The organism is Streptomyces sp. NBC_00234 (assembly GCF_036195325.1).
In the GTDB taxonomy this organism is placed as follows: Bacteria; Actinomycetota; Actinomycetes; order Streptomycetales; family Streptomycetaceae; genus Streptomyces.
The window spans coordinates 2628735-2649101 of record NZ_CP108101.1 but is presented as its reverse complement, the minus strand read 5'-3'; the positions used below and the strand labels follow the sequence as shown (position 1 = coordinate 2649101).

Sequence of the window (20367 nt, the reverse complement as noted above, 5' to 3'; positions counted from 1 at the left end):
ACGGCGGCGGACGCTCACGACACGCCGAAGCGCGCCGCCAGTTGATCACGCTGCATCCGTACGAACGCCGCGTCCACCACCGCCCCGTGCCCTGGTACGTACACCGCGTCCTCGCCGCCCAGCGCCAGCAGCCGGTCCAGGGCGGCGGGCCAGCGGGAGGGAATGGCGTCGTCGCCGGCCTGCGGATCTCCGGACTGCTCGACCAGATCGCCACAGAACACCACGGCGGGCGAGCCCGGCACCAGTACGGCCAGGTCGTGGCCGCTGTGACCCGGCCCGACATTGGCCAGGAGGACCTGGAGCCCGCCGCCGAGATCGAGGGTCCACTCCCCGCACACCTCGTGGTGCGGGGCGACCAGGACGTCCACGGCTTCCGCGGCATCGTGCTCGGCGACCCCGTGGTGCACGGCCGAGCTGTGCAGCTCGTCCGCCCCGTTCCGGAGCAGACCGGCGATGCCCACCGCCCCGAACACCTCGGCCCCGGCGAACGCCGCGGTGCCCAGAACATGATCGAAGTGCGGGTGGCTCAGTGCGATATGCGTCACCCTCCGGCCGAGCAGACGCTGCGCCTGGGAGCGCAGCTCCGCGCCCTCGCGGAGCGACGATCCGGTGTCGTAGAGCAGGACACGGTCCGCTCCGGCCACCAGTGCGACCGTCGCGTCCCACACGGGAAGCCGTCGACGGCCCACACCGTTGCCCAACCGCTCCCAGCCCAGCTCTTCCCAAGAGACGTCCATACAACGACGCTATCGGCAACGACCTGCGCAGTCTCGCGGTAGCGTGGCCGGTCGCCCTTGCCCAGGGACCACCCCGCCCCCGTACACTGACCGGGGGGAATGCTGGCACTCGAACGCACAGAGTGCCAGGCAGAGACCGAGAACCACAGCTGGAGGTGTGCGCGATGCTCAGCGAACGCAGACTCGAAGTGCTGCGCGCCATCGTCCAGGACTATGTCGGCACCGAGGAGCCGGTCGGCTCCAAGGCGCTGACCGAGCGGCACAAGCTCGGGGTCTCCCCGGCCACGATCCGCAACGACATGGCCGTGCTGGAGGACGAGGGCTTCATCGCCCAGCCCCACACCAGCGCCGGGCGCATCCCGACGGACAAGGGCTACCGGCTCTTCGTCGACCGGCTCGCGGGCGTCAAGCCGCTGTCGTCGCCGGAGCGCAGGGCCATTCAGAACTTCCTCGACGGCGCGGTGGACCTCGACGACGTCGTGGGCCGGACCGTGCGGCTGCTCGCGCAGCTGACCCGGCAGGTCGCCGTCGTGCAGTACCCCTCGCTGACCCGTTCGACGGTGCGGCACGTGGAGCTGCTTCTCCTGGCTCCGGCCCGGCTGATGCTCGTGCTGATCACGGATACCGGCCGGGTCGAACAGCGTATGATCGACTGTCCTGCGCCGTTCGGCGAGACATCCCTGGCGGATCTCCGGGCGCGGCTCAACAGCCGTGTCGTGGGACGCCGCTTCGCGGATGTCCCGCAACTGGTGCAGGACTTGCCGGAGTCCTTCGAGGGCGAGGACAGAGGAACCGTTTCCACGGTGCTCTCGATCCTTCTCGAAACTCTGGTGGAGGAGACGGAGGAGCGGCTGATGATCGGCGGCACCTCCAACCTCACCCGCTTCGGGCACGACTTCCCTGTGATGATCCGGCCGGTGCTGGAGGCATTGGAGGAGCAGGTCGTGCTGCTGAAGCTGCTCGGTGAGGCCAAGGACTCGGGCATGACCGTACGTATCGGTCACGAGAACGCCCACGAGGGCCTCAACTCCACGTCCGTGGTCGCGGTCGGCTACGGTTCTGGCGACGAGGCAGTCGCCAAACTCGGCGTGGTCGGACCGACCCGCATGGACTACCCCGGAACGATGGGAGCGGTACGCGCAGTGGCACGTTACGTCGGACAGATCCTGGCGGAGTCGTAAGTGGCCACGGACTACTACGCCGTTCTCGGCGTGCGCCGCGACGCATCTCAGGACGAGATCAAGAAGGCATTCCGCAGGCTCGCCCGCGAGCTGCACCCGGATGTCAACCCGGACCCGAAGACCCAGGAGCGGTTCAAGGAGATCAACGCCGCTTACGAGGTGTTGTCGGACCCGCAGAAGAAGCAGGTCTACGACCTCGGCGGCGACCCGCTCTCCGCCTCCGGCGGCGGTGGCGCCGGCGGATTCGGACAGGGCGGCTTCGGCAACTTCTCCGACATCATGGACGCGTTCTTCGGTACGGCGTCCCAGCGCGGACCCCGTTCGCGGACCCGGCGCGGCCAGGACGCCATGATCCGGCTGGAGATCGACCTCTCCGAGGCGGCCTTCGGTACGACCAAGGACATCCAGGTCGACACGGCGGTCGTCTGTACGACCTGCAGCGGTGAGGGCGCCGCACCCGGCACCTCCGCGCAGACCTGTGACATGTGCCGCGGCCGTGGCGAGGTCTCCCAGGTCACCCGGTCCTTCCTCGGCCAGGTCATGACCTCGCGTCCCTGCCCGCAGTGCCAGGGCTTCGGCACGGTCGTGCCGACCCCCTGCCCGGAGTGCGCCGGAGACGGCCGCATCCGCTCGCGGCGCACGCTCACGGTGAAGATCCCGGCGGGCGTCGACAACGGCACCCGGATCCAGCTCGCGGGCGAGGGCGAGGTCGGCCCCGGCGGCGGCCCGGCCGGCGATCTGTACGTCGAGATCCACGAGCTGCCGCACGCGGTGTTCCAGCGGCGCGGCGACGACCTGCACTGCACGGTCACCATCCCCATGACGGCGGCGGCCCTCGGTACCCAGGTGCCGCTGGAGACGCTGGACGGCCTGGAGGAGATCGACATCAGGCCGGGCACGCAGTCCGGTCAGTCGGTTCCGCTGCACGGGCGCGGTGTCACGCATCTGCGGGGCGGCGGGCGCGGCGACCTGATCGTGCACGTCGAGGTGATGACCCCGTCGAAGCTGGACGCGGAGCAGGAGCGGGTCCTGCGCGAGCTCGCGCAGCTGCGCGGCGAGGAGCGGCCCACCGGGCAGTTCCAGCCAGGACAGCAGGGACTCTTCTCCCGGCTGAAGGACGCCTTCAACGGTCGCTGACCTCGGTTTCCGCAGCCTTTCTGCCTGATCCGCACCGCCCGTCGGTCTCGTACCGGCGGGCGGTGCGGCGTGCAGCGGTATACCGTTCGCCCCGTCTCATGGCTGATTCGGCCCGGTGCACCGGACATGGCACGATGCGGTCATGTCCTCCGCGTTGACCGATCTCTGCCGGTATCCGATCGTGCAGGCCCCCATGGCGGGCGGCGCGTCCGGCCCGCAGCTCGCCGGCGCCGTCTCCGAAGCCGGTGGGCTCGGATTCCTCGCCGCCGGGTACAAGACGGCGGACGGCATGTACAACGAGATCAAACAGGTGCGCGGACTGACCGGCCAGCCCTTCGGCGTGAACCTCTTCATGCCGCAGACCGGACACGCCGATCCGAGCGAGGTCGAGGTGTACCGGCACCAGCTCGCCGGTGAGGCCGTCTGGTACGACACCCCCCTCGGGGAGGTGGACTCCTGCGGGGACGACGGCTACGAGGCCAAGATCGCGATCCTCCTGGAGGACCCGGTGCCGGTCGTCTCCTTCACCTTCGGCTGCCCCTCCCGCGAGACCCTCGACGCGTTCGCCCAGGCGGGCACGTACACCGTCGTGACGGTCACCTCCGTCGAGGAGGCGCAGGCCGCGCAGTGGGCGGGCGCCGACGCCGTCTGCGCCCAGGGAGTGGAGGCCGGCGGCCACCGGTCCACGCACCGCGACGACCCGCAGGCCGACAACACCGGCATCGGACTGCTGTCCCTCCTCGCCCAGGTGCGCGAGAGCGTGCAGCTGCCGCTCATCGCGACCGGCGGGCTGATGCGCGGCTCCCAGATCGCCGCCGCGCTCGCGGCGGGCGCCGACGCGGCGCAGCTCGGCACCGCCTTCCTGGCCACCCCCGAGTCCGGGGCCCACCTGCTGCACAAGCAGGCACTGACCAACCCGCTGTTCGTACGGACCGCCCTGACCCGGGCGTTCTCCGGGCGGCCCGCGCGCGGACTGGTCAACCGCTTCGTGACCGAACACGGCCCGTACGCCCCGGCCGCCTACCCGCAGGTGCACCATCTGACGAGCGGCCTGCGCAAGGCCGCCGCCAAGGCCGGGGACGCGCAGGGCATGGCGCTGTGGGCCGGCCAGGGACACCGGATGGCACGCGAGCTGCCCGCCGGGGAACTGATAGAACTGCTCGCCGCCGAACTGGAAGCCGCGCGTGCGGCCCTGAGTGTGAGGAGTGCCCAGTGACGGCACCGGTCTTCGTCGTCGAACAGCTGCCCGGCGGGCCCGAGTTCGTCCTCGACGGCTCCGAGGGACGGCACGCCGTCTCCGTGAAGCGGCTGAACGCGGGCGAGGACGTCGTCCTCACCGACGGGCGGGGCCACTGGGCGGAAGGAGTCGTCCGGGCCACCGAGGGGAAGGACCGGCTCCTCGTCATGGACCTGGAATCGGTGTACGAGGAACCGGTGCCCAGCCCCCGTATCACCGTCGTCCAGGCCCTGCCCAAGGGCGACCGCGGCGAGGTGGCCGTCGAGACGATGACGGAGACGGGCGTCGACGCGATCGTGCCGTGGCAGGCGTCGCGCTGCATCACGCAGTGGAAGGGCGACCGCGGTCTCAAGTCGCTGGCCAAGTGGCGCAGTACGGCCCGGGAAGCGGGGAAGCAGTCCCGCCGGGTGCGCTTCCCCGAGGTGTCCGGGGTGATGACGACCAAGCAGGTGGCCGCGCTGCTGGCCGCCGCGGACTTCGCGGGTGTGCTGCACGAGGACCGCGCGCACGACAGCGAGGCGCTCGCCACCGCCGAACTGCCCGCCGAGGGCGAGATCGTGCTGGTCGTCGGACCGGAGGGCGGGGTCTCCCCGGACGAGCTCGCGGCCTTCGCGCAGGCCGGCGCCCGGCCCTACCGGCTCGGCCGCAGCGTGCTGCGCACCTCCACGGCCGGTACCGCCGCGACGGCGCTCCTGCTGGGCCGCACGGGCCGCTGGGGCTGAGGACACCTCCCGGGCAACGCGTCCCGGATAGCATGCCCACGTACTGATCACCAGCGACCGAGGAGGCCGTGCCATGGCGGGAGAGCCGCAGCCCGACTGCCTGTTCTGCAAGATCGTCACGGGAGACATCCCGGCGACCATCGTCCGCGAGAGCGACACCACCGTCGCCTTCCGGGACATCAACCCGCAGGCTCCGACGCACGTCCTGGTCATCCCCAAGGTGCACTACGGGGACGCGGCCTCGCTCGCCGCCGCCGAGCCGCAGATCGCCGCCGACGTGCTGCGCGAGGCCGGTCTGGTCGCGGCCGACGAGAAGGTCACCGACAGCGGGTACCGCATCGTCCTCAACACCGGTTCGGGCGCGGGCCAGACCGTGTTCCACGCGCACGCCCACGTCCTGGGCGGACGCGGACTCCAGTGGCCCCCCGGATAGCGGGCAGACCCACCGATGTCCGTACGCGAACTGGTCGTCCTCGGCACAGCCAGCCAGGTCCCCACCCGGCACCGTAACCACAACGGCTACCTGCTGCGCTGGGACGGCGAGGGCATCCTCTTCGACCCCGGCGAGGGCACACAGCGCCAGATGCTGCGGGCCGGCGTCGCCGCGCACGACATCGACCGGATCTGCGTCACGCACTTCCACGGCGACCACTCGCTGGGACTGGCCGGGGTGATCCAGCGCATCAACCTCGACCAGGTGCCCCACCCGGTCACCGCGCACTACCCGGCGAGCGGACAGCACTTCTTCGAGCGGCTGCGGTACGCGACGGCCTACCGCGAGTCCGTACAGCTGACCGAGGCGCCCGTCTCCGCCGACGGCCCCCTCGCCGTCACGGACGCGTACACACTGGACAGCCACCGGCTCTCGCACCCCGTCGAGTCCTACGGCTACCGGCTGACCGAGCCCGACGGGCGGCGCATGCTGCCCGCGAAACTCGCCGAGCACGGGATCACGGGACCGGACGTCGGCCGCATCCAGCGCGAGGGCTCCCTCGGCGGGGTCCCGCTCGACGCCGTCTCCGAGCGCAGACGGGGACAGCGGTTCGCGTTCGTCATGGACACGAGACTGTGCGACGGCGTGCACGCGCTCGCCGAGGGCTGCGACATGCTGGTCATCGAGTCGACCTTCCTCGACGAGGACGAACGACTGGCGAAGGACCACGGCCATCTGACCGCCGGGCAGGCCGCCCGGGTGGCGGCGGAAGCGGGCGTACGGCACCTCGTGCTGACCCACTTCTCGCAGCGGTACGACGACCCGGACGTGTTCGGGACCCAGGCCCGCGCCGCGGGGTTCGAGGGCGAACTGACCGTCGCCCAGGACCTGACGCGGATCCCCGTGCCCACCAGGCACCTCTGACACACATCAGCACCACCATTCGTGAGCGAGACAACGTGCACCTCCCCAAGGCAGAACTCCACCTCCACATCGAAGGCACCCTCGAACCCGAGCTGGCCTTCGCTCTCGCCGGACGCAACGGGGTGACGCTGCCCTTCGCCGACACCGAAGAGCTGCGCACCGCCTACCTCTTCGACGATCTGCAGACCTTCCTCGACCTCTACTACGCGCTGATGGCCGTGCTGCGTACCGAGGAGGACTTCGAGGACCTCGCCGACGCCTACCTCACCCGCGCCGCGGCCCAGGGCGTCCGCCACGCGGAGATCTTCTTCGACCCGCAGGCGCACACCGCCCGCGGCGTCCCGATCGGCACGGTCGTCGAAGGGCTCGGCCGGGCCCTGGACCGCAGCGAGGAGAAGCACGGCATCTCCACCCAGCTGATCATGTGCTTCCTGCGCGACCAGTCGGCCGAGTCGGCGCTGGAGACCCTGGAGGCGGCGAAGCCGTATCTGCACCGGATCAGCGCCGTCGGCCTCGACTCCGCCGAGGTCGGCCACCCGCCGGCGAAGTTCCGCGAGGTGTACGAGGCGGCCGGCGCGCTGGGGCTGCGCAAGGTCGCCCACGCGGGCGAGGAGGGCCCGCCCGCGTACATCCGGGAGGCCCTGGACGTCCTCGGTGTCGAGCGCATCGACCACGGGCTGCGCTGCATGGAGGACGCGGACCTGGTGAAGAGGCTGGTCGCGGACCGGGTGCCGCTCACGCTCTGCCCACTGTCCAACGTACGGCTGCGCGCCATCGACGTCCTGGAGGAGCACCCCCTGCGGGCCATGATGGACGCCGGGCTGCTCTGCACGGTGAACTCCGACGACCCGGCCTACTTCGGCGGATACGTCGGAGACACCTTCCACGCCGTCCACGAGGCGCTCGGCCTGGACAACGAGCAGCTGCGCACGCTGGCCCGCAACTCCTTCGAGGCGGCCTTCCTCGACCACGACGAGGAGCGCAGGGCGCGTTACCTCTCCGAGGTCGAGGCGTACGCGTTCGACTGACCGGACCCGCCCGCCGGACCGGCCGTCCGGAACGCGTTCCTGCCCAGGCGCCTGCGGCGCAGAGCGGGAACGGTGATCTCCGTGACGGCCTGCTCCGGGGAGCCGAGCTTGGGCACGGCGCCCGGGAGGGAACCGGTGGTGGCGGCGAGCAGGGCGGCCGGGGCGCCACCTCTGCGGCGGACCGATCCGGGGACCAGCGGGCGGCCACCGGTGTGCAGGGCGACCGCGGTCACGGGCGCCGCGACCAGGAGCGTGGCGGCCCCCAGGATCAGGCCCATCACCGCGTAGCCCGCCGCCTCGGACAGCACGCTGCCGAGCACCGGCCCGCAGGCCACGCCGACCGAGGAGGCGGAGCCCGCCAGGACCGCCCAGCGGCCCCGTACGTCGAGGGACGCGGCCAGGCCGATCAGGTACGACAGGACCACCGGGTAGAAGGCGTTCCACATGATCTCCCCGGTCGCGAAGGAACCGAGGCTGCCGGCCGAGGAGCTGAGCACGATGCTGCCCGCGATGATCATCGTCCCGAGGCCGATCGGCACGGCCCGGCCGAGCCGGGCGCCGAGCAGTCCGGCGCCCATCACGCCGAGCAGTCCCGCTCCCAGCGCGGCGGCGAACACCGCGCCGATGGTGACCTCCGAGAGGCCCACCTGCACGACACCGATCCGGCTGCTCACGCCCCACAGCGCGTTCTGCGCCATGGACCAGACGAGCATGCCGCCCGCCAGGACCAGCCCGGAACGCCGGTGCGGAAGCCGTCCGGAGGCCGGGACGGCGGACTCCACGGGCCCGGGGGCGCCGAGCCGCGACGTGGCCGGCCAGACGAGCAGCGCGACCAGCGCGATCGCGGCGAACGGCAGCCGGTGGCCGCCGCCGAGGTGCGGGATCGTCAGGTAGAGGGCGCCCGCGGTCGCGGACACGCTGAGCAGTCCCAGGGACGAGGTCCGGTGCGGATCGTGCTGGGCGGCGATGCCCGAAGCGGCGACGGCGGTCGCCGTACCGGAGCCGAAGCCGCCGACGACCGCGCCCAGGACCACCAGCGGTACGGAACCCGCGGACGCCGCGCAGCCGTATCCCACGACGGCCAGGAGCAGTCCGACGCGCGCCGGTCTCCGTGCCCCGTACCGCTCGACGCGGCCCGCCAGAGCGAAGCCGGCGGAGGCCGAGCTCAGCAGGAGGGCACTTCCGACCAGGCCGGCCTGGGCCGAACCGAGGCCCAGATAGGTGCTGAGCCGGCCGACGATGGTGGGGAGCAGATAGGCGGCGAGGTAACCGGCGGTGAACACGGCGACCAAGGGCCACGCGGCGCGCGGGCGCGGGGACATGGGCGTTCCTGAAGACATGCCAGAAGAGGCAGAAGAAAGAAGGCAGGGGAGGGTAAGGCGAGAAATAAGGGGGAGTCGGGGCACTCGTCGGTAACTGTCCCCAACGGTGCTCGCGGGCCAATTTGTATCAAGTGCGAAGACCCGACCGAAAGTCGCCAAGGTGTGATCTGGGTCACCTTTGCGTTTACTGTCGTGAGGGTCGGGTAGCAGCGCATGTTTGCGCAGGTCACGGTACGTATCTGCGGCGCGGACTACCCGGATGCGGAGGCGGATCGGGCACACTGGCCGGATCTCGCACTGTTCAGATCTGGCACGACCGGGAGCGCACGGTGAGCACAGGCAACACAGGCATCGACCCGCTCGTGGGGCTGCGGGTCCCGCAGGACCCGGCGTGCGACGTCTTCCTGACGGGCACGGTCTTCCTCGACATCGTCTTCACCGGCCTGGACAGCGCCCCCGTGCGCGGTACGGAGTCCTGGGCCCGCGGAATGGGCTCCAGCCCCGGCGGGGTCGCCAACATGGCCACCGCGCTCGCCCGGCTCGGTCTGCGGACCTCCATGGCCGCGGCGTTCGGCGACGACCACTACGGGGAGTACTGCCGGGACGCCCTCGAACAGGGCGAGGGCATCGACCTGTCGATGTCGTACACCGTGCCCGGCTGGCACTCGCCCGTCACCGTCTCCATGGCGTACGAGGGCGAGCGGACCATGGTCTCGCACGGCCACGAGGCGCCCGCCCCCGCGACGGACACGGTCCCCGGCCGGACCTTCCCGCACTGCCCACCGCGCGCCCGCGCCGCCGTCGCCTCCCTCGTCCCCGGCCGCAGCGAGCCCTGGGTGGCCACCGCCGCACGCAACGGCGCCCTGATCTTCGCCGACGTGGGCTGGGACGAGACCGGCCGCTGGGACCTGGACGCCCTGCCCGACCTCGCGCACTGCGCCGCCTTCCTGCCCAACGCGGAGGAAGCGATGCGCTACACCCGGACCGACTGCCCGCGCGCGGCGGCCCACGCCCTGGCCGAACGGGTCCCGCTCGCCGTGGTCACCCTCGGGGCGGAAGGCGCCTACGCCGTCGACGGGACGACCGGAACCACCGCCGAGGTGCCCGCCATCGAGGTGGAGGCCCTCGATCCGACCGGGGCGGGCGACGTCTTCGTCGCGGGCTTCGTCACCGGCACCCTGGCCGGATGGCCGCTGGCCGACCGGCTGGCCTTCGCCGGGCTGACCGCCGCCCTCTCCGTGCAGGAGTTCGGCGGCTCGCTGTCCGCCCCCGGCTGGTCGGAGATCGCCGCCTGGTGGCAGCAGGTGCGCACCTTCGCCGACCAGGATCCGACGGCCCTGGAGCGGTATGCGTTCCTGGAGGGACTGCTGCCGGCCGCGACCCGCTCGTGGCCGCTGCGCCGGGCGGTGCCGACGATCGGTTTCCGGCAGTAGGCCGGGCTGCGAAAATCCTTCGGTGTTGGCAGTGCCAAGTCGTAGGCTTGGTGATCCAGAGGTTGTCGAGCAGCGAGAACCCTGCAACGGGAGGTATGTGCAGGCCCGAGGGCCGGCCCATGACTCAGACACCCACACAGCCGCAGGCGCGTGCCCAGTTCAGGATTCCGGCCGCACACCCCATGGTGATGCTCCTGGGATCGGGCGACTCGCTGCTGCGCGTGATCGAAACGGCATTCCCGGCAGTCGACATCCACGTCCGGGGCAACGAAATCAGCGCTGTGGGGGATGCGACGGAAGTCGCCCTGATCCAGCGACTGTTCGACGAGATGGTGCTGGTGCTCCGCACCGGTCTGCCGATGACGGAGGACGCAGTGGAACGCTCGATCGCCATGCTCAGGGCGAGCGAGAACGGCGACGGGGACGGCTCCGAGACCCCCGCTGACGTACTCACCCAGAACATCCTCTCCAGCCGTGGTCGCACCATCCGCCCCAAGACCCTCAACCAGAAGCGCTACGTCGACGCGATCGACAAGCACACGATCGTTTTCGGCATCGGACCCGCGGGCACCGGCAAGACCTATCTCGCCATGGCGAAGGCGGTCCAGGCGCTGCAGTCCAAGCAGGTCAGCCGGATCATCCTGACCCGGCCCGCCGTCGAGGCGGGGGAGCGGCTCGGCTTCCTGCCCGGCACGCTCTTCGACAAGATCGACCCGTATCTGCGCCCGCTCTACGACGCACTGCACGACATGCTCGACCCCGACTCGATCCCGCGGCTGATGGCGGCGGGCACGATCGAGGTGGCGCCCCTGGCATACATGCGTGGAAGGACGTTGAACGACGCCTTCATCATTCTCGACGAGGCGCAAAACACCAGCGCCGAGCAGATGAAGATGTTCCTCACCCGGCTCGGCTTCGACTCGAAGATCGTCGTCACCGGCGACGTCACCCAGGTCGACCTGCCGAGCGGCACCAAGAGCGGTCTGCGGCAGGTCCAGGACATCCTGGAGGGCATCAAGGACGTCCACTTCTCCCGGCTCACGTCCGAGGATGTGGTCCGGCACAAGCTGGTCGGCCGTATCGTCGACGCGTACGAGAAGTACGACAGCCGAGAAAGCCCCAACGGGAAGTAGTCACAGCGCACCATGTCGATCGACGTCAACAATGAGTCCGGAACCGAGGTCGACGAGCAGGCGATCCTCGACATCGCCCGCTACGCACTGGCACGGATGCGGATCCACGCGCTCTCCGAGCTCTCGGTGATCGTGGTGGACAGCGACGCCATGGAGCAGCTCCACATCCAGTGGATGGATCTCCCGGGTCCGACGGATGTCATGTCCTTCCCGATGGACGAACTGCGTCCGCCGGTCAAGGACGACGAGGAGCCCCCGCAGGGGCTCCTCGGTGACATCGTCCTGTGCCCGGAGGTCGCGAAGCGGCAGGGCGAGGAGGCGGAGACCGGGCACTCCATGGACGAGGAGCTCCAGCTCCTCACCGTCCACGGGGTGCTGCACCTCCTTGGTTACGACCACGAGGAGCCGAACGAGAAGGCCGAGATGTTCGGCCTCCAGGCGGCGATCGTCGACGGCTGGCGCGGTGAGCGCGGGCTGACGGGCCCCTCCCCGGCCCCCACCGTCTCGTGAGCGTCCCCCTCGTCACCGGCGCCGTCCTGCTGGTCGTCGTCGGCTGGCTCGCGGCCTGTGCCGAGGCGGGCATCGCCCGTACGTCGAGCTTCCGGGCGGCCGAAGCCGTCCGGGCCGGGCGGCGCGGCAGCGCCAAGCTGGAACAGGTCGCGGCCGACCCGACCCGCTACCTCAACGTCGCCCTGCTGGTGCGGGTCGCCTGCGAGATGTCGGCCGGGGTGCTGGTCACCTACGCCTGCCTTCAGGAGTTCCCGGAGACCTGGGAGGCGCTGGCCGTGGCGATGGGCGTCATGGTCCTCGTCTCGTACGTCGCCATCGGGGTCTCCCCGCGCACCATCGGACGCCAGCACCCGCTGAACACGGCGACCGCGGCGGCGTACGTCCTGCTGCCGCTGGCCAGGATCATGGGCCCGATCCCTCAGCTGCTGATCCTCCTCGGCAACGCGCTGACGCCCGGCAAGGGCTTCCGTAAGGGACCGTTCGCCAGTGAGGCCGAGCTGCGCGCCATGGTCGACCTGGCCGAGCAGGAATCGCTGATCGAGGACGACGAACGCCGCATGGTGCACTCGGTCTTCGAGCTCGGCGACACCCTCGTGCGCGAGGTGATGGTGCCGCGCACGGACCTGGTCTGCATCGAGCGCTACAAGACGATCCGTCAGGCACTGACGCTGGCCCTGCGCTCGGGCTTCTCGCGCATCCCGGTGACCGGGGAGAACGAGGACGACATCGTCGGCATCGTGTACCTGAAGGACCTGGTCCGCAAGACGCACATCAACCGGGAGTCGGAGGCCGATCCGGTCTCCACGGCGATGCGGCCGGCCGCGTTCGTGCCGGACACGAAGAACGCCGGTGACCTGCTGCGCGAGATGCAGCAGGACCGCAGCCACGTCGCGGTCGTCATCGACGAGTACGGCGGCACGGCGGGCATCGTCACCATCGAGGACATCCTCGAGGAGATCGTCGGCGAGATCACCGACGAGTACGACCGCGAACTGCCGCCCGTCCAGGAACTGGGCAACGGCAGCTTCCGGGTCACGGCCAGGCTCGACATCGGCGACCTCGGGGAGCTGTTCGGCCTCGACGAGTACGACGACGAGGACGTCGAGACGGTCGGCGGCCTCCTCGCCAAGGCGCTCGGGCGGGTCCCGATCGCGGGCGCCTCGTCGGTGGTGGACCTGCCCGACGGCCGCAGGCTCCGGCTCACCGCGGAATCCCCGGCGGGCCGCCGGAACAAGATCGTCACGGTGCTCGCGGAGCCGGAGGGGGCTGAGGCGGGGTGACGCCGCAGGAGCTGAGGGCGTTCTGCCTGGAGTTCAACGCGAGCGTGGAGGAGTTCCCGTTCGGGCCGGAGGCATCGGTGTTCAAGGTGCTCGGCAAGATGTTCGCGCTCAGTGTCCTGGACGCCCGCCCGCTGACGGCGAATCTGAAGTGCGATCCGGACGAGGCGATCCGGCTCCGTGAGGAGTACCCCGCGATCGTGCCCGGCTGGCACATGAACAAGCGCCACTGGAACACCGTGACGGTCTCCGGTCTCCCCGACCGGATGGTCCGCGAGCTGATCGAGGACTCCTACGACCTCGTGGTGGCGGGCCTGCCGAAGGCGGAGCGGCTCCGGCTCGACCGGCCCTGACCGGCCGGTCCGCCGTTCCGGCCCTGGCCTATGCTCGGGCCATGACCGAGAGCACCGACCCCCAGAGCACCGGACTCGCCGCCGAGGACCGCAAGATCATCACGCTGGCCCGCTCCACGAGGGCGCGCAACGGCGTGCCCGAGGGCGCCGCCGTGCGCGACGAGACAGGGCGTACGTACGTCGCGGGCACCGTCGACCTCCGCTCGCTGAAGCTCAGCGCCCTGCAGACCGCGGTCGCGATGGCGGTGGCGAGCGGTGCGAAGTCGCTGGAGGCCGCCGCGGTGGTCACCGAGGCCGAGACCGCTTCGGAGGCCGACCGCGCGGCGGTGAGCGACCTGGGCGGACCCGACACCCCGGTCCTGCTGGCGGGCCCCGACGGTGTGCTGCGGCTCAGCGTCCCTGCCGGTTCATGAGCCGGCGCCGGTCCTCGCTCGCCTGGGTGGTGCTGGTCCTGTCCGGCGTCATCGCCGTCGGTACGGTGATCGAGCGGGCGGCGACCGGCAGTCTCCCCGAGTACCACGATCTCGGTCCGTTCGTGATGGCCGCGTTCGTCGCCCGTGAACTGCTGAAGCAGCGCGGCAGGAGGCGTGCCGCCCGGGCCGCCGCTGTCACCGGCAGTGTGCTGATCGCCGTGATGGCCCTCTGGGCGGGCGGCTCCGCGCTCTGGGAGCTGACGCACGGAGATGGCACCGACTGGCTCGGCCTGGCCGTCGGCGTCCTGGGTGCGGCCCTCGCGTTCGCCGGGATCGCGGCCTGGCGCGAGAGCCGCACGAACAGCGCCCATCCGCTGACGCACCCGTAGAAATCCCCGCCAAGTCCCCGAAGGATCAAGGGACTTCCTCTTGCAATCGCTGCCGCGCTGCGCATCAATGAACAGCAGTTCATCCGACGGACCGTCAGATTCAGCGACGGCCGGGTCCGGGGCGCGAGCCGCAGCCCCGTACCGCCTTCGGTCGTCCAGCCTTCCGTGCGGCGCGCCCCCCGCCCGCGGACGGTCCGCGCACGCCCTCCACACAGCCCTGCAGCGCCGTGCCCGCATGCCGTACGACCGGACCGCGGGCCCGGTGGGACTCCACTGTGCGGACCGGTGCGCCCTCGTGCGGCAGACGACAACTCCCTGACAAGGGAAGGGGAACCGAATGAGACGCAGCAGATTCTGTATCGGTGCGGCGCTCGCCGCGGGTGCTCTCGCCGTGAGCGGACTGGCCCTCGCGCCGGCCGCGACGGCGGTGACGCCCGCGAATGCCGCGGCGGACTACGACTGCGGGAGCTTCGGCGGTGGCGACGCCAACCTCCGTGCCGTGCAGTCGGGCAGCAGCATCACCATCACCGTCAGCACCTCGGTCGTCACGCCGCTCCCCATCGGGGCGGGTGCCGCGACGACCACGCTCAAGCTGGCCCGCAACGGTGGGCCGGCGACGGCCACCTTCTCGGGCAGCAGCAACCCCTCCATCCCGGCGTTCGGAGCATTCGTCAGCGGGCCGCTGACGAGCGCCACCGCCTTCGCGGCAGGTGACACGCTCGACTCGTACTTCGGCGGTACCGCGCTCACGCTCCAGATCTTCGGGACGACCGTCTCGTGCGACGCGGTCACCTCGCAGGCACCGGGTCCGTTCGTCGTCGACTGACCGGACCGGGGCGCATGACGGCCGCTGCCGCCGCACCAATCGGCGGCAGCGGCCCACCGGCGTTTCTGTCATCCGGTGAGTACCGATCCTCCCCTGTCCGCAGGGAAGTTGACAGTATCTGATGGTCCATCAGTTGAGACATTTCGAGTCCCTTGACTTCTTTGTCCGGCCGGTCGTCAATGGCCGCCCGTAGGCGCAGAAGTACCGCAGAGCCGCTGCGCCCACACCCTGAGGAGGGGGCACACCATGGCAACTCTGGGTCCGCCGAGCCGAAGATCCGCCGGGCGAAGGCGCCGCTGGGCGGCAGTTGTGGGGGTGGCCGCTCTCGCGGTCACCGGGGGAGGGGTGATGGCACCGGCAGCCGGTGCCGCGGCGACGGCCTCGGTGGCGGTGGACTTCGTCACCCGCTGCGTGCCGCCCCCCATCGCGGGAATCCCGCCGATCGAGGGGACGACCACGGCGCAGATCACCGTCGACAACGCCGCTCCCGCGGTGGGCGACACGGTCACGGTGACCTACAAGGTCGTCAAGCCCGCGGCCAGCAACCCCGTGGACCTGCCGCTGCCCGCCGACATCATGACGCCCACCGGGAAGCTCACCCTGGCCGGAGCCCAGACCGGCTCCGTCACCGTGACCGGGCCGAAGCGGAACGCACCGGTGCCCGGCCTGGGAGAGTTCCCGGCCTTCGAGATGACCGGCACCTTCGTGGTCACCGCACCGGGCGAGATCACGCTGTCGCCCGGCGACTACAACATCCACACCAGCTACCTCATGGAGCTGGACACCCCCTGCACCGTGAAGAGCCCGCCCGCTCCCGTCTCCGAGACGATCATCGCCACGGGCGGCGGCGGTCCCGTCAACGAACGCGCCATCACCCTCGGCACGGCCTCCGGGAAGCCCGGAGACCGGGTGACCGTCACCGGCACCGCGTTCACCCCGAACGCGGATGTGACCGTCGCCGGCTGGAACGGCTCCGCGCCGACCGCCGACAAGATCACCTCCAAGGCCGCCGCCTCGGGCGGCTTCACCTTCCGGCCGAAGATCACCGATCCGTCGACCGTCGGCATCGTGGCGTTCGAGGGCGCGAGCTGGGATCCGGCGAAGGGCGCGGGACCTGCCGCGTACACCCTCGTCGGAGACGTGCCCCCGCTCAGTCAGCGGATCGACTCCCTGGTGAAGGGCGGCACGCTGTCCATGACCCAGGCCGGCGACGCCGTCCAGCTGAGCGCCGTCGACTTCGGCGTGGGCGGTGCCTCCACCGGAGCGCTGAACACGGTGACGGTCAAGGACTTCCGCGGCGGACCCGCGGGCTGGTCCCTCACCGGCAGAGTCACCGACTTCACCGGCCCCGGCGGGGCGACGATCGGCGCCGGGGAGCTGAGCTGGACCCCGGCCTGCGCGACCAAGGCCGGCAGCCCGAGCACCTGTGCCGCCGGTTCCCAGGGCACGGTCGGCAACGCGGGGGCGACCCTGGCATCCACGCCGAACGCCGCGTTCACCGGCGGTGAGTTCACCGTCGACGCGGGGCTGTCCCTCGACGTACCGGAGTTCACGGCCCCCGGCGCCTACTCCGGTGTCCTGACCCTCACTCTCACCTGACACCCACGGCAGGCCGGACGCGCACCCGTCCGGCCCGCCCCGAACCCGGGGGTTCCGCACCGTGCGCAGACTGTCCGCACTGCTCCTGGCCGCGAGCGCGCTCCTGTACGCCGCACCGGGCACCGCCCACGCCGCCGACAACGGCGAGTGGTCCGTCGAGCCCGCCTCGTCCGGGACCGGCCGCCCGTACTTCTACCTCTCCACCGGTCCCGGCACCACCCTCACCGACCGGGTCACCGTCACCAACAAGACCGCCCGCCCGATGACCTTCCGGCTCTACGCCGCCGACGCCTACAACACGGAACGGGACGGCGGCTTCGCCGTCCGCACCCAGGACGAGCCCCGGCGCGGCGTCGGCGCCTGGGTGAAACCGGCCCGCGACCGGGTCACCGTCCCCGCGCACTCCTCCGTCACGGTCCCGTACACCCTCACCGTCCCCGAGACCGCCGAGCCCGGCGACCACCCGGGCGCCCTCGTCGCACTCGACGAGCGCGTCGCACGCGCCGGACGGGGCGCCGTCGCCGTCGGCGTCCGGAAGGCGGTCGGCGCCCGCGTCTACCTGCGGGTGAACGGACCCGCCATGCCGGCCCTCACCGTCGACGACCTCTCGGTCGAGCAGACCCGGCCCCTGGTCCCCGGCACCGGGAAGAGCCGGGCCGTCATCTCGTACACCCTCCACAACCGGGGGAACGTCACGCTCAACCCCCGGGTCGCCCTGAAGGCCGAGGGGCTCTTCGGCCGGACCCTCCTCGACCGTGAGCTGAAGAAGATCCCCGGCGAACTGCTGCCCCGGCAGAAGGTCCGGCTGACGGAATTCTGGGCCGGCGCGCCCCAGCTGGAATGGGGTCAGGTGCGGCTCACCGCCAGCGCCCGGGACACCCGCGAGACCGCGGCGGTCTCGTACGTCGCCCTGCCGTGGCTGTTCGCGGCGGCCCTGCTGCTGATCGTCGGCGCGGGTTCGGGCCTGTGGATACGGGCACGCAGACGCCGTCCGCGCCCCTCATGAGGCGTCCGCGACAAGGTCCGCGGCGGCCCGTTGTACGCCGCAGCCGCCGCGATCGGGGAGAATGGGCGCCATGAGCGCTCGTACCCTTGAGAACAACGCCCCCCACCGGGCCGGCTTCGCCTGCTTCGTGGGCCGCCCCAACGCGGGCAAGTCCACCCTCACGAACGCTCTGGTCGGTCAGAAGGTGGCGATCACCTCGAACCGCCCCCAGACCACCCGGCACACGGTGCGCGGCATCGTGCACCGTGAGGACGCGCAGCTGATCCTGGTCGACACCCCCGGCCTCCACAAGCCGCGCACGCTGCTCGGAGAGCGGCTGAACGACGTCGTGCGGACCACCTGGGCCGAGGTCGACGTCATCGGCTTCTGCCTGCCCGCCGACCAGAAGCTGGGCCCCGGCGACAAGTTCATCATCAAGGAACTCGCGGGCATCAGGAAGACCCCGAAGATCGCGATCATCACCAAGACCGACCTCGTCGACTCCAAGGCGCTCGCCGAGCAGCTGCTGGCCGTCTCCCGCCTCGGCGAGGAGCTCGGCTTCGAGTGGGCCGAGATCATCCCGGTCTCCGCGGTCAAGGGCGACCAGGTCGAGCTGCTGGCCGATCTGATCGCGCCGCTGCTGCCGGAGAGCCCCCCGCTCTACCCGGAGGGCGACCTCACCGACGAGCCCGAGATGGTCATGGTCGCGGAACTGATCCGCGAGGCCGCGCTGGAAGGCGTACGTGACGAGCTGCCGCACTCGATCGCGGTGGTGGTCGAGGAGATGCTGCCGCGCGAGGACCGGCCGGCGGACAAGCCGCTGCTGGACATCCACGCGAACGTCTACATCGAGCGGCCCAGCCAGAAGGGCATCATCATCGGCCCGCAGGGCAAGCGGCTCAAGGAAGTCGGCACGAAGTCGCGCAAGCACATCGAGGCGCTGCTCGGCACTCCGGTCTATCTCGACCTGCACGTCAAGGTCGCGAAGGACTGGCAGCGCGACCCGAAGCAGCTGCGGAAGCTCGGGTTCTAGGGCCTGCGGTACGCGTGTCTCACGCACCCTCCTTGAGGATGCGTGAGATCAGCGTGCGCTGAGCCTCGGTCAGCTGGGGATCCGCGCACTGGACGGTCCGGTCCCCGACGGTGATCCGGTAGCGGAAGCCGTCCGGGACCCCCGCGGGCTCGCCGCGGTCCGCGGCGAGCGCCGATTCCGCCAGGGCCTCCCACTCCGCCGCGTCGGGCCTCCCCGAGGTGTCCACCTCGCGGTGGCGTGCGATGCCGGCGAATCCGCCGGTCCGGCTCACCTGAATCCGCATGGGCTCCTGCCTGGTTCGGTGGTGCGCGACGTGGGACCGTGCTCTGTCCTCGAACGCCGGACGGAGGGGAAAGGTGCCCTCGGCCGCCGAGGGCGTCCTCAGGCGCCGGACGGGCCCGCAGCCGTGGGTACGCCCACCTCCGACCACGCCTTGACGACCGCCTCCGCCTCGTCGCCCGCTCCGAAGCGGCTCCGCGCCGCTGCCACGGTCAGCCCGGCGAAGGCCGCGAAGTCCGCGTCCGGTGCCAGCTCCCCGCCGGTCAGCACGTCGAACCAGATCCGGCCCGCACGCTCCCACGCGTTGCCGCCGAGCGCGGTGGCGAGCAGGTAGAACGCGCGGTTGGGGATGCCCGAGTTGAGGTGGACGCCTCCGTTGTCCTCCTCCGTCTCGATGTAGTCGTCCATCGTCGCGGGCTGCGGGTCCTTGCCGAGTACGTCGTCGTCGTACGCCGTGCCCGGAGCCTTCATCGAGCGCAGGGCGACCCCGCCGACCCGGGGGGCCAGCAGGCCCGCACCGATCAGCCAGTCGCCCTCCTGCGCGCTCTGCCCCAGCGAGTACTGCTTCACCAGCGCGCCGAAGACGTCCGAGACGGATTCGTTGAGCGCGCCCGGCTGGCCCTCGTACACGAGGTTGGCGGTGTGCTGGGTCAGCCCGTGCGCCAGCTCGTGGGCGATCACGTCGATGGCGACGGTGAAGTCGAGGAAGATCTCCCCGTCCCCGTCCCCGAAGACCATCTGCTCGCCGTCGAAGAACGCGTTGTTGTACTGCTCGTCGTAGTGCACGGAGCCGATCAGCGGCAGTCCGTTGCCGTCGATCGAGCTGCGGCCGTACACCGTGTGCAGCAGGTCGAAGGTGGCGCCGAGTCCCGCGTACGCACGGTTGACGCTCGCGTCCCCGGTCGGCTCCTCGCCCTCGTCGCGGACCTTGTGGCCCGGCAGGCCGGTGTCGTGGCGGCAGTCGTAGAGGGTGCGGTGCGGCTTGGTGGGGGCGGGGCCCGCGGTGGCCCGGCCGCCGGGGACGGCGGCCAGGGCGGCCAGCCGGCGGCGGGCCCGGCCGGCTCCGTCGGTCTCCAGGGTCCGGCGCGCGGGAACGGCGAGAAGGGGGTCGTCCGACTGCGCCAGCCTGTCGAGGATCTGGGGCGGCACGATGGTGCAGAAGACGGGGCTGGGTCCGTGGTTCGGTCGAGGCTGCATGACGAAAACTGTGGCACTCCGTGACGCCGCTGTCGCCGATTGCGATGACGATTGACGAAATGGAGTGATAGGTCACTGTTCACCCGTTACCTGCGGCGCGGTCCCGCATACTGATACGGCACCGACATCCCGGGCGTCCCTCGGGTAGTCTCGCCGCATCATGCGTTTCGGGCTGCTCCTTCTTAGCTGCCGCGGCGAGGGCCTGTAGTCGTAGGCCGA

The 20367-nt window shown here is 71.0% G+C and carries 22 protein-coding genes; 18 read left to right on the top strand and 4 right to left on the bottom strand.

The window, feature by feature from the left end:
- Nucleotides 1-14 precede the first annotated feature (14 nt).
- Nucleotides 15-737: an MBL fold metallo-hydrolase gene (locus tag OG230_RS11595; protein ID WP_328910097.1), complete on the bottom strand. Its 723-nt coding sequence runs from the start codon at nt 735-737 to the stop codon at nt 15-17.
- 164 nt (nt 738-901) lie between these two features.
- Here OG230_RS11595 and hrcA point away from each other — a divergent pair, with 164 nt between their 5' ends.
- The 7 genes from hrcA (at nt 902) to OG230_RS11560 (ending at nt 7399) form a co-directional block, all read left to right on the top strand.
- Nucleotides 902-1918, top strand: a complete 1017-nt coding sequence (hrcA, locus tag OG230_RS11590; RefSeq protein WP_328910096.1) for a heat-inducible transcriptional repressor HrcA — start codon at nt 902-904, stop codon at nt 1916-1918.
- The gene (dnaJ, locus tag OG230_RS11585) at nt 1919-3055 is read left to right on the top strand and encodes a molecular chaperone DnaJ (RefSeq protein WP_328910095.1); all 1137 of its coding nucleotides are present in this window, start codon (nt 1919-1921) and stop codon (nt 3053-3055) included.
- A gap of 142 nt (nt 3056-3197) precedes the next feature.
- A complete protein-coding gene (locus OG230_RS11580; RefSeq protein ID WP_328910094.1) occupies nt 3198-4271 on the top strand; it encodes a nitronate monooxygenase in 1074 nt (357 codons plus the stop codon).
- Nucleotides 4268-5014 carry a 16S rRNA (uracil(1498)-N(3))-methyltransferase gene (locus OG230_RS11575; RefSeq protein ID WP_328910093.1) on the top strand — a complete coding sequence of 249 codons (747 nt, stop codon included), beginning with the start codon at nt 4268-4270 and terminating at the stop codon, nt 5012-5014. Before OG230_RS11580 ends, OG230_RS11575 begins: the two co-directional genes overlap by 4 nt.
- A gap of 73 nt (nt 5015-5087) precedes the next feature.
- Entirely contained in the window at nt 5088-5447 is a 360-nt protein-coding gene (locus OG230_RS11570) for a histidine triad nucleotide-binding protein (RefSeq protein WP_328910092.1), read from the top strand.
- 15 nt (nt 5448-5462) lie between these two features.
- On the top strand, nt 5463-6371 hold the full coding sequence (locus tag OG230_RS11565; RefSeq protein WP_328910091.1) for a ribonuclease Z: 909 nt from the start codon (nt 5463-5465) through the stop codon (nt 6369-6371).
- A 35-nt stretch (nt 6372-6406) separates the two neighbouring features.
- Nucleotides 6407-7399 carry an adenosine deaminase gene (locus OG230_RS11560; protein WP_328910090.1) on the top strand — a complete coding sequence of 331 codons (993 nt, stop codon included), beginning with the start codon at nt 6407-6409 and terminating at the stop codon, nt 7397-7399.
- Here OG230_RS11560 and OG230_RS11555 read toward each other — a convergent pair.
- The gene (locus OG230_RS11555; protein WP_328910089.1) at nt 7363-8721 is read right to left on the bottom strand and encodes an MFS transporter; all 1359 of its coding nucleotides are present in this window, start codon (nt 8719-8721) and stop codon (nt 7363-7365) included. The genes OG230_RS11560 and OG230_RS11555 overlap by 37 nt on opposite strands.
- 329 nt (nt 8722-9050) lie before the next feature.
- On the opposite strand from OG230_RS11555, the gene OG230_RS11550 reads away from it, so the two are divergent.
- From OG230_RS11550 to era, 11 genes are all read left to right on the top strand, one after another.
- Complete coding sequence (locus tag OG230_RS11550; protein WP_328910088.1) at nt 9051-10154, top strand: carbohydrate kinase family protein; 1104 nt, start codon at nt 9051-9053, stop codon at nt 10152-10154.
- Between the two features lie 119 nt (nt 10155-10273).
- Nucleotides 10274-11287 carry a PhoH family protein gene (locus tag OG230_RS11545; RefSeq protein ID WP_328910087.1) on the top strand — a complete coding sequence of 338 codons (1014 nt, stop codon included), beginning with the start codon at nt 10274-10276 and terminating at the stop codon, nt 11285-11287.
- Between the two features lie 12 nt (nt 11288-11299).
- Nucleotides 11300-11797 carry an rRNA maturation RNase YbeY gene (gene ybeY / locus OG230_RS11540; protein WP_328910086.1) on the top strand — a complete coding sequence of 166 codons (498 nt, stop codon included), beginning with the start codon at nt 11300-11302 and terminating at the stop codon, nt 11795-11797.
- On the top strand, nt 11794-13077 hold the full coding sequence (locus tag OG230_RS11535; RefSeq protein WP_328910085.1) for a hemolysin family protein: 1284 nt from the start codon (nt 11794-11796) through the stop codon (nt 13075-13077). The genes ybeY and OG230_RS11535 overlap by 4 nt, the downstream gene beginning before the upstream one ends.
- Nucleotides 13074-13427: an MmcQ/YjbR family DNA-binding protein gene (locus tag OG230_RS11530; protein ID WP_328910084.1), complete on the top strand. Its 354-nt coding sequence runs from the start codon at nt 13074-13076 to the stop codon at nt 13425-13427. Before OG230_RS11535 ends, OG230_RS11530 begins: the two co-directional genes overlap by 4 nt.
- Before the next feature lie 41 nt (nt 13428-13468).
- Complete coding sequence (locus OG230_RS11525) at nt 13469-13840, top strand: cytidine deaminase (RefSeq protein ID WP_328910083.1); 372 nt, start codon at nt 13469-13471, stop codon at nt 13838-13840.
- Nucleotides 13837-14229: a hypothetical protein gene (locus OG230_RS11520; protein WP_328910082.1), complete on the top strand. Its 393-nt coding sequence runs from the start codon at nt 13837-13839 to the stop codon at nt 14227-14229. Before OG230_RS11525 ends, OG230_RS11520 begins: the two co-directional genes overlap by 4 nt.
- Nucleotides 14230-14566: 337 nt before the next feature.
- Nucleotides 14567-15055, top strand: a complete 489-nt coding sequence (locus OG230_RS11515; protein WP_328910081.1) for a hypothetical protein — start codon at nt 14567-14569, stop codon at nt 15053-15055.
- Between the two features lie 246 nt (nt 15056-15301).
- The gene (locus OG230_RS11510) at nt 15302-16654 is read left to right on the top strand and encodes a beta-xylosidase (RefSeq protein ID WP_328910080.1); all 1353 of its coding nucleotides are present in this window, start codon (nt 15302-15304) and stop codon (nt 16652-16654) included.
- A 61-nt stretch (nt 16655-16715) separates the two neighbouring features.
- Nucleotides 16716-17660 (top strand): WxL protein peptidoglycan domain-containing protein, encoded by a 945-nt coding sequence (locus tag OG230_RS11505; RefSeq protein WP_328910079.1) that lies wholly within the window; start codon nt 16716-16718, stop codon nt 17658-17660.
- A gap of 61 nt (nt 17661-17721) precedes the next feature.
- On the top strand, nt 17722-18672 hold the full coding sequence (gene era, locus OG230_RS11500; RefSeq protein WP_443051534.1) for a GTPase Era: 951 nt from the start codon (nt 17722-17724) through the stop codon (nt 18670-18672).
- Between the two features lie 19 nt (nt 18673-18691).
- Here the strand turns inward: era and OG230_RS11495 are convergent, their stop codons facing one another.
- Complete coding sequence (locus OG230_RS11495; protein WP_328910077.1) at nt 18692-18955, bottom strand: protealysin inhibitor emfourin; 264 nt, start codon at nt 18953-18955, stop codon at nt 18692-18694.
- A gap of 98 nt (nt 18956-19053) precedes the next feature.
- Nucleotides 19054-20148 (bottom strand): M4 family metallopeptidase, encoded by a 1095-nt coding sequence (locus tag OG230_RS11490; protein WP_328910076.1) that lies wholly within the window; start codon nt 20146-20148, stop codon nt 19054-19056.
- Between the last annotated feature and the right edge of the window lie 219 nt (nt 20149-20367).

What these genes read in the sequence shown, in the direction of transcription:
- OG230_RS11490 (WP_328910076.1), bottom strand. Translation starts at nt 20,148, where the DNA reads ATGCAGCCTCGACCGAACCACGGACCCAGCCCCGTCTTCTGCACCATC.
- OG230_RS11510 (WP_328910080.1), top strand. Translation starts at nt 15,302, where the DNA reads ATGGCAACTCTGGGTCCGCCGAGCCGAAGATCCGCCGGGCGAAGGCGC.
- OG230_RS11515 (WP_328910081.1), top strand. Translation starts at nt 14,567, where the DNA reads ATGAGACGCAGCAGATTCTGTATCGGTGCGGCGCTCGCCGCGGGTGCT.
- OG230_RS11555 (WP_328910089.1), bottom strand. Translation starts at nt 8,721, where the DNA reads ATGTCCCCGCGCCCGCGCGCCGCGTGGCCCTTGGTCGCCGTGTTCACC.
- ybeY (WP_328910086.1), top strand. Translation starts at nt 11,300, where the DNA reads ATGTCGATCGACGTCAACAATGAGTCCGGAACCGAGGTCGACGAGCAG.
- OG230_RS11495 (WP_328910077.1), bottom strand. Translation starts at nt 18,955, where the DNA reads ATGCGGATTCAGGTGAGCCGGACCGGCGGATTCGCCGGCATCGCACGC.
- OG230_RS11520 (WP_328910082.1), top strand. Translation starts at nt 13,837, where the DNA reads ATGAGCCGGCGCCGGTCCTCGCTCGCCTGGGTGGTGCTGGTCCTGTCC.
- OG230_RS11545 (WP_328910087.1), top strand. Translation starts at nt 10,274, where the DNA reads ATGACTCAGACACCCACACAGCCGCAGGCGCGTGCCCAGTTCAGGATT.
- OG230_RS11595 (WP_328910097.1), bottom strand. Translation starts at nt 737, where the DNA reads ATGGACGTCTCTTGGGAAGAGCTGGGCTGGGAGCGGTTGGGCAACGGT.
- OG230_RS11525 (WP_328910083.1), top strand. Translation starts at nt 13,469, where the DNA reads ATGACCGAGAGCACCGACCCCCAGAGCACCGGACTCGCCGCCGAGGAC.
- era (WP_443051534.1), top strand. Translation starts at nt 17,722, where the DNA reads ATGGGCGCCATGAGCGCTCGTACCCTTGAGAACAACGCCCCCCACCGG.
- OG230_RS11565 (WP_328910091.1), top strand. Translation starts at nt 5,463, where the DNA reads ATGTCCGTACGCGAACTGGTCGTCCTCGGCACAGCCAGCCAGGTCCCC.
- hrcA (WP_328910096.1), top strand. Translation starts at nt 902, where the DNA reads ATGCTCAGCGAACGCAGACTCGAAGTGCTGCGCGCCATCGTCCAGGAC.
- OG230_RS11570 (WP_328910092.1), top strand. Translation starts at nt 5,088, where the DNA reads ATGGCGGGAGAGCCGCAGCCCGACTGCCTGTTCTGCAAGATCGTCACG.
- OG230_RS11580 (WP_328910094.1), top strand. Translation starts at nt 3,198, where the DNA reads ATGTCCTCCGCGTTGACCGATCTCTGCCGGTATCCGATCGTGCAGGCC.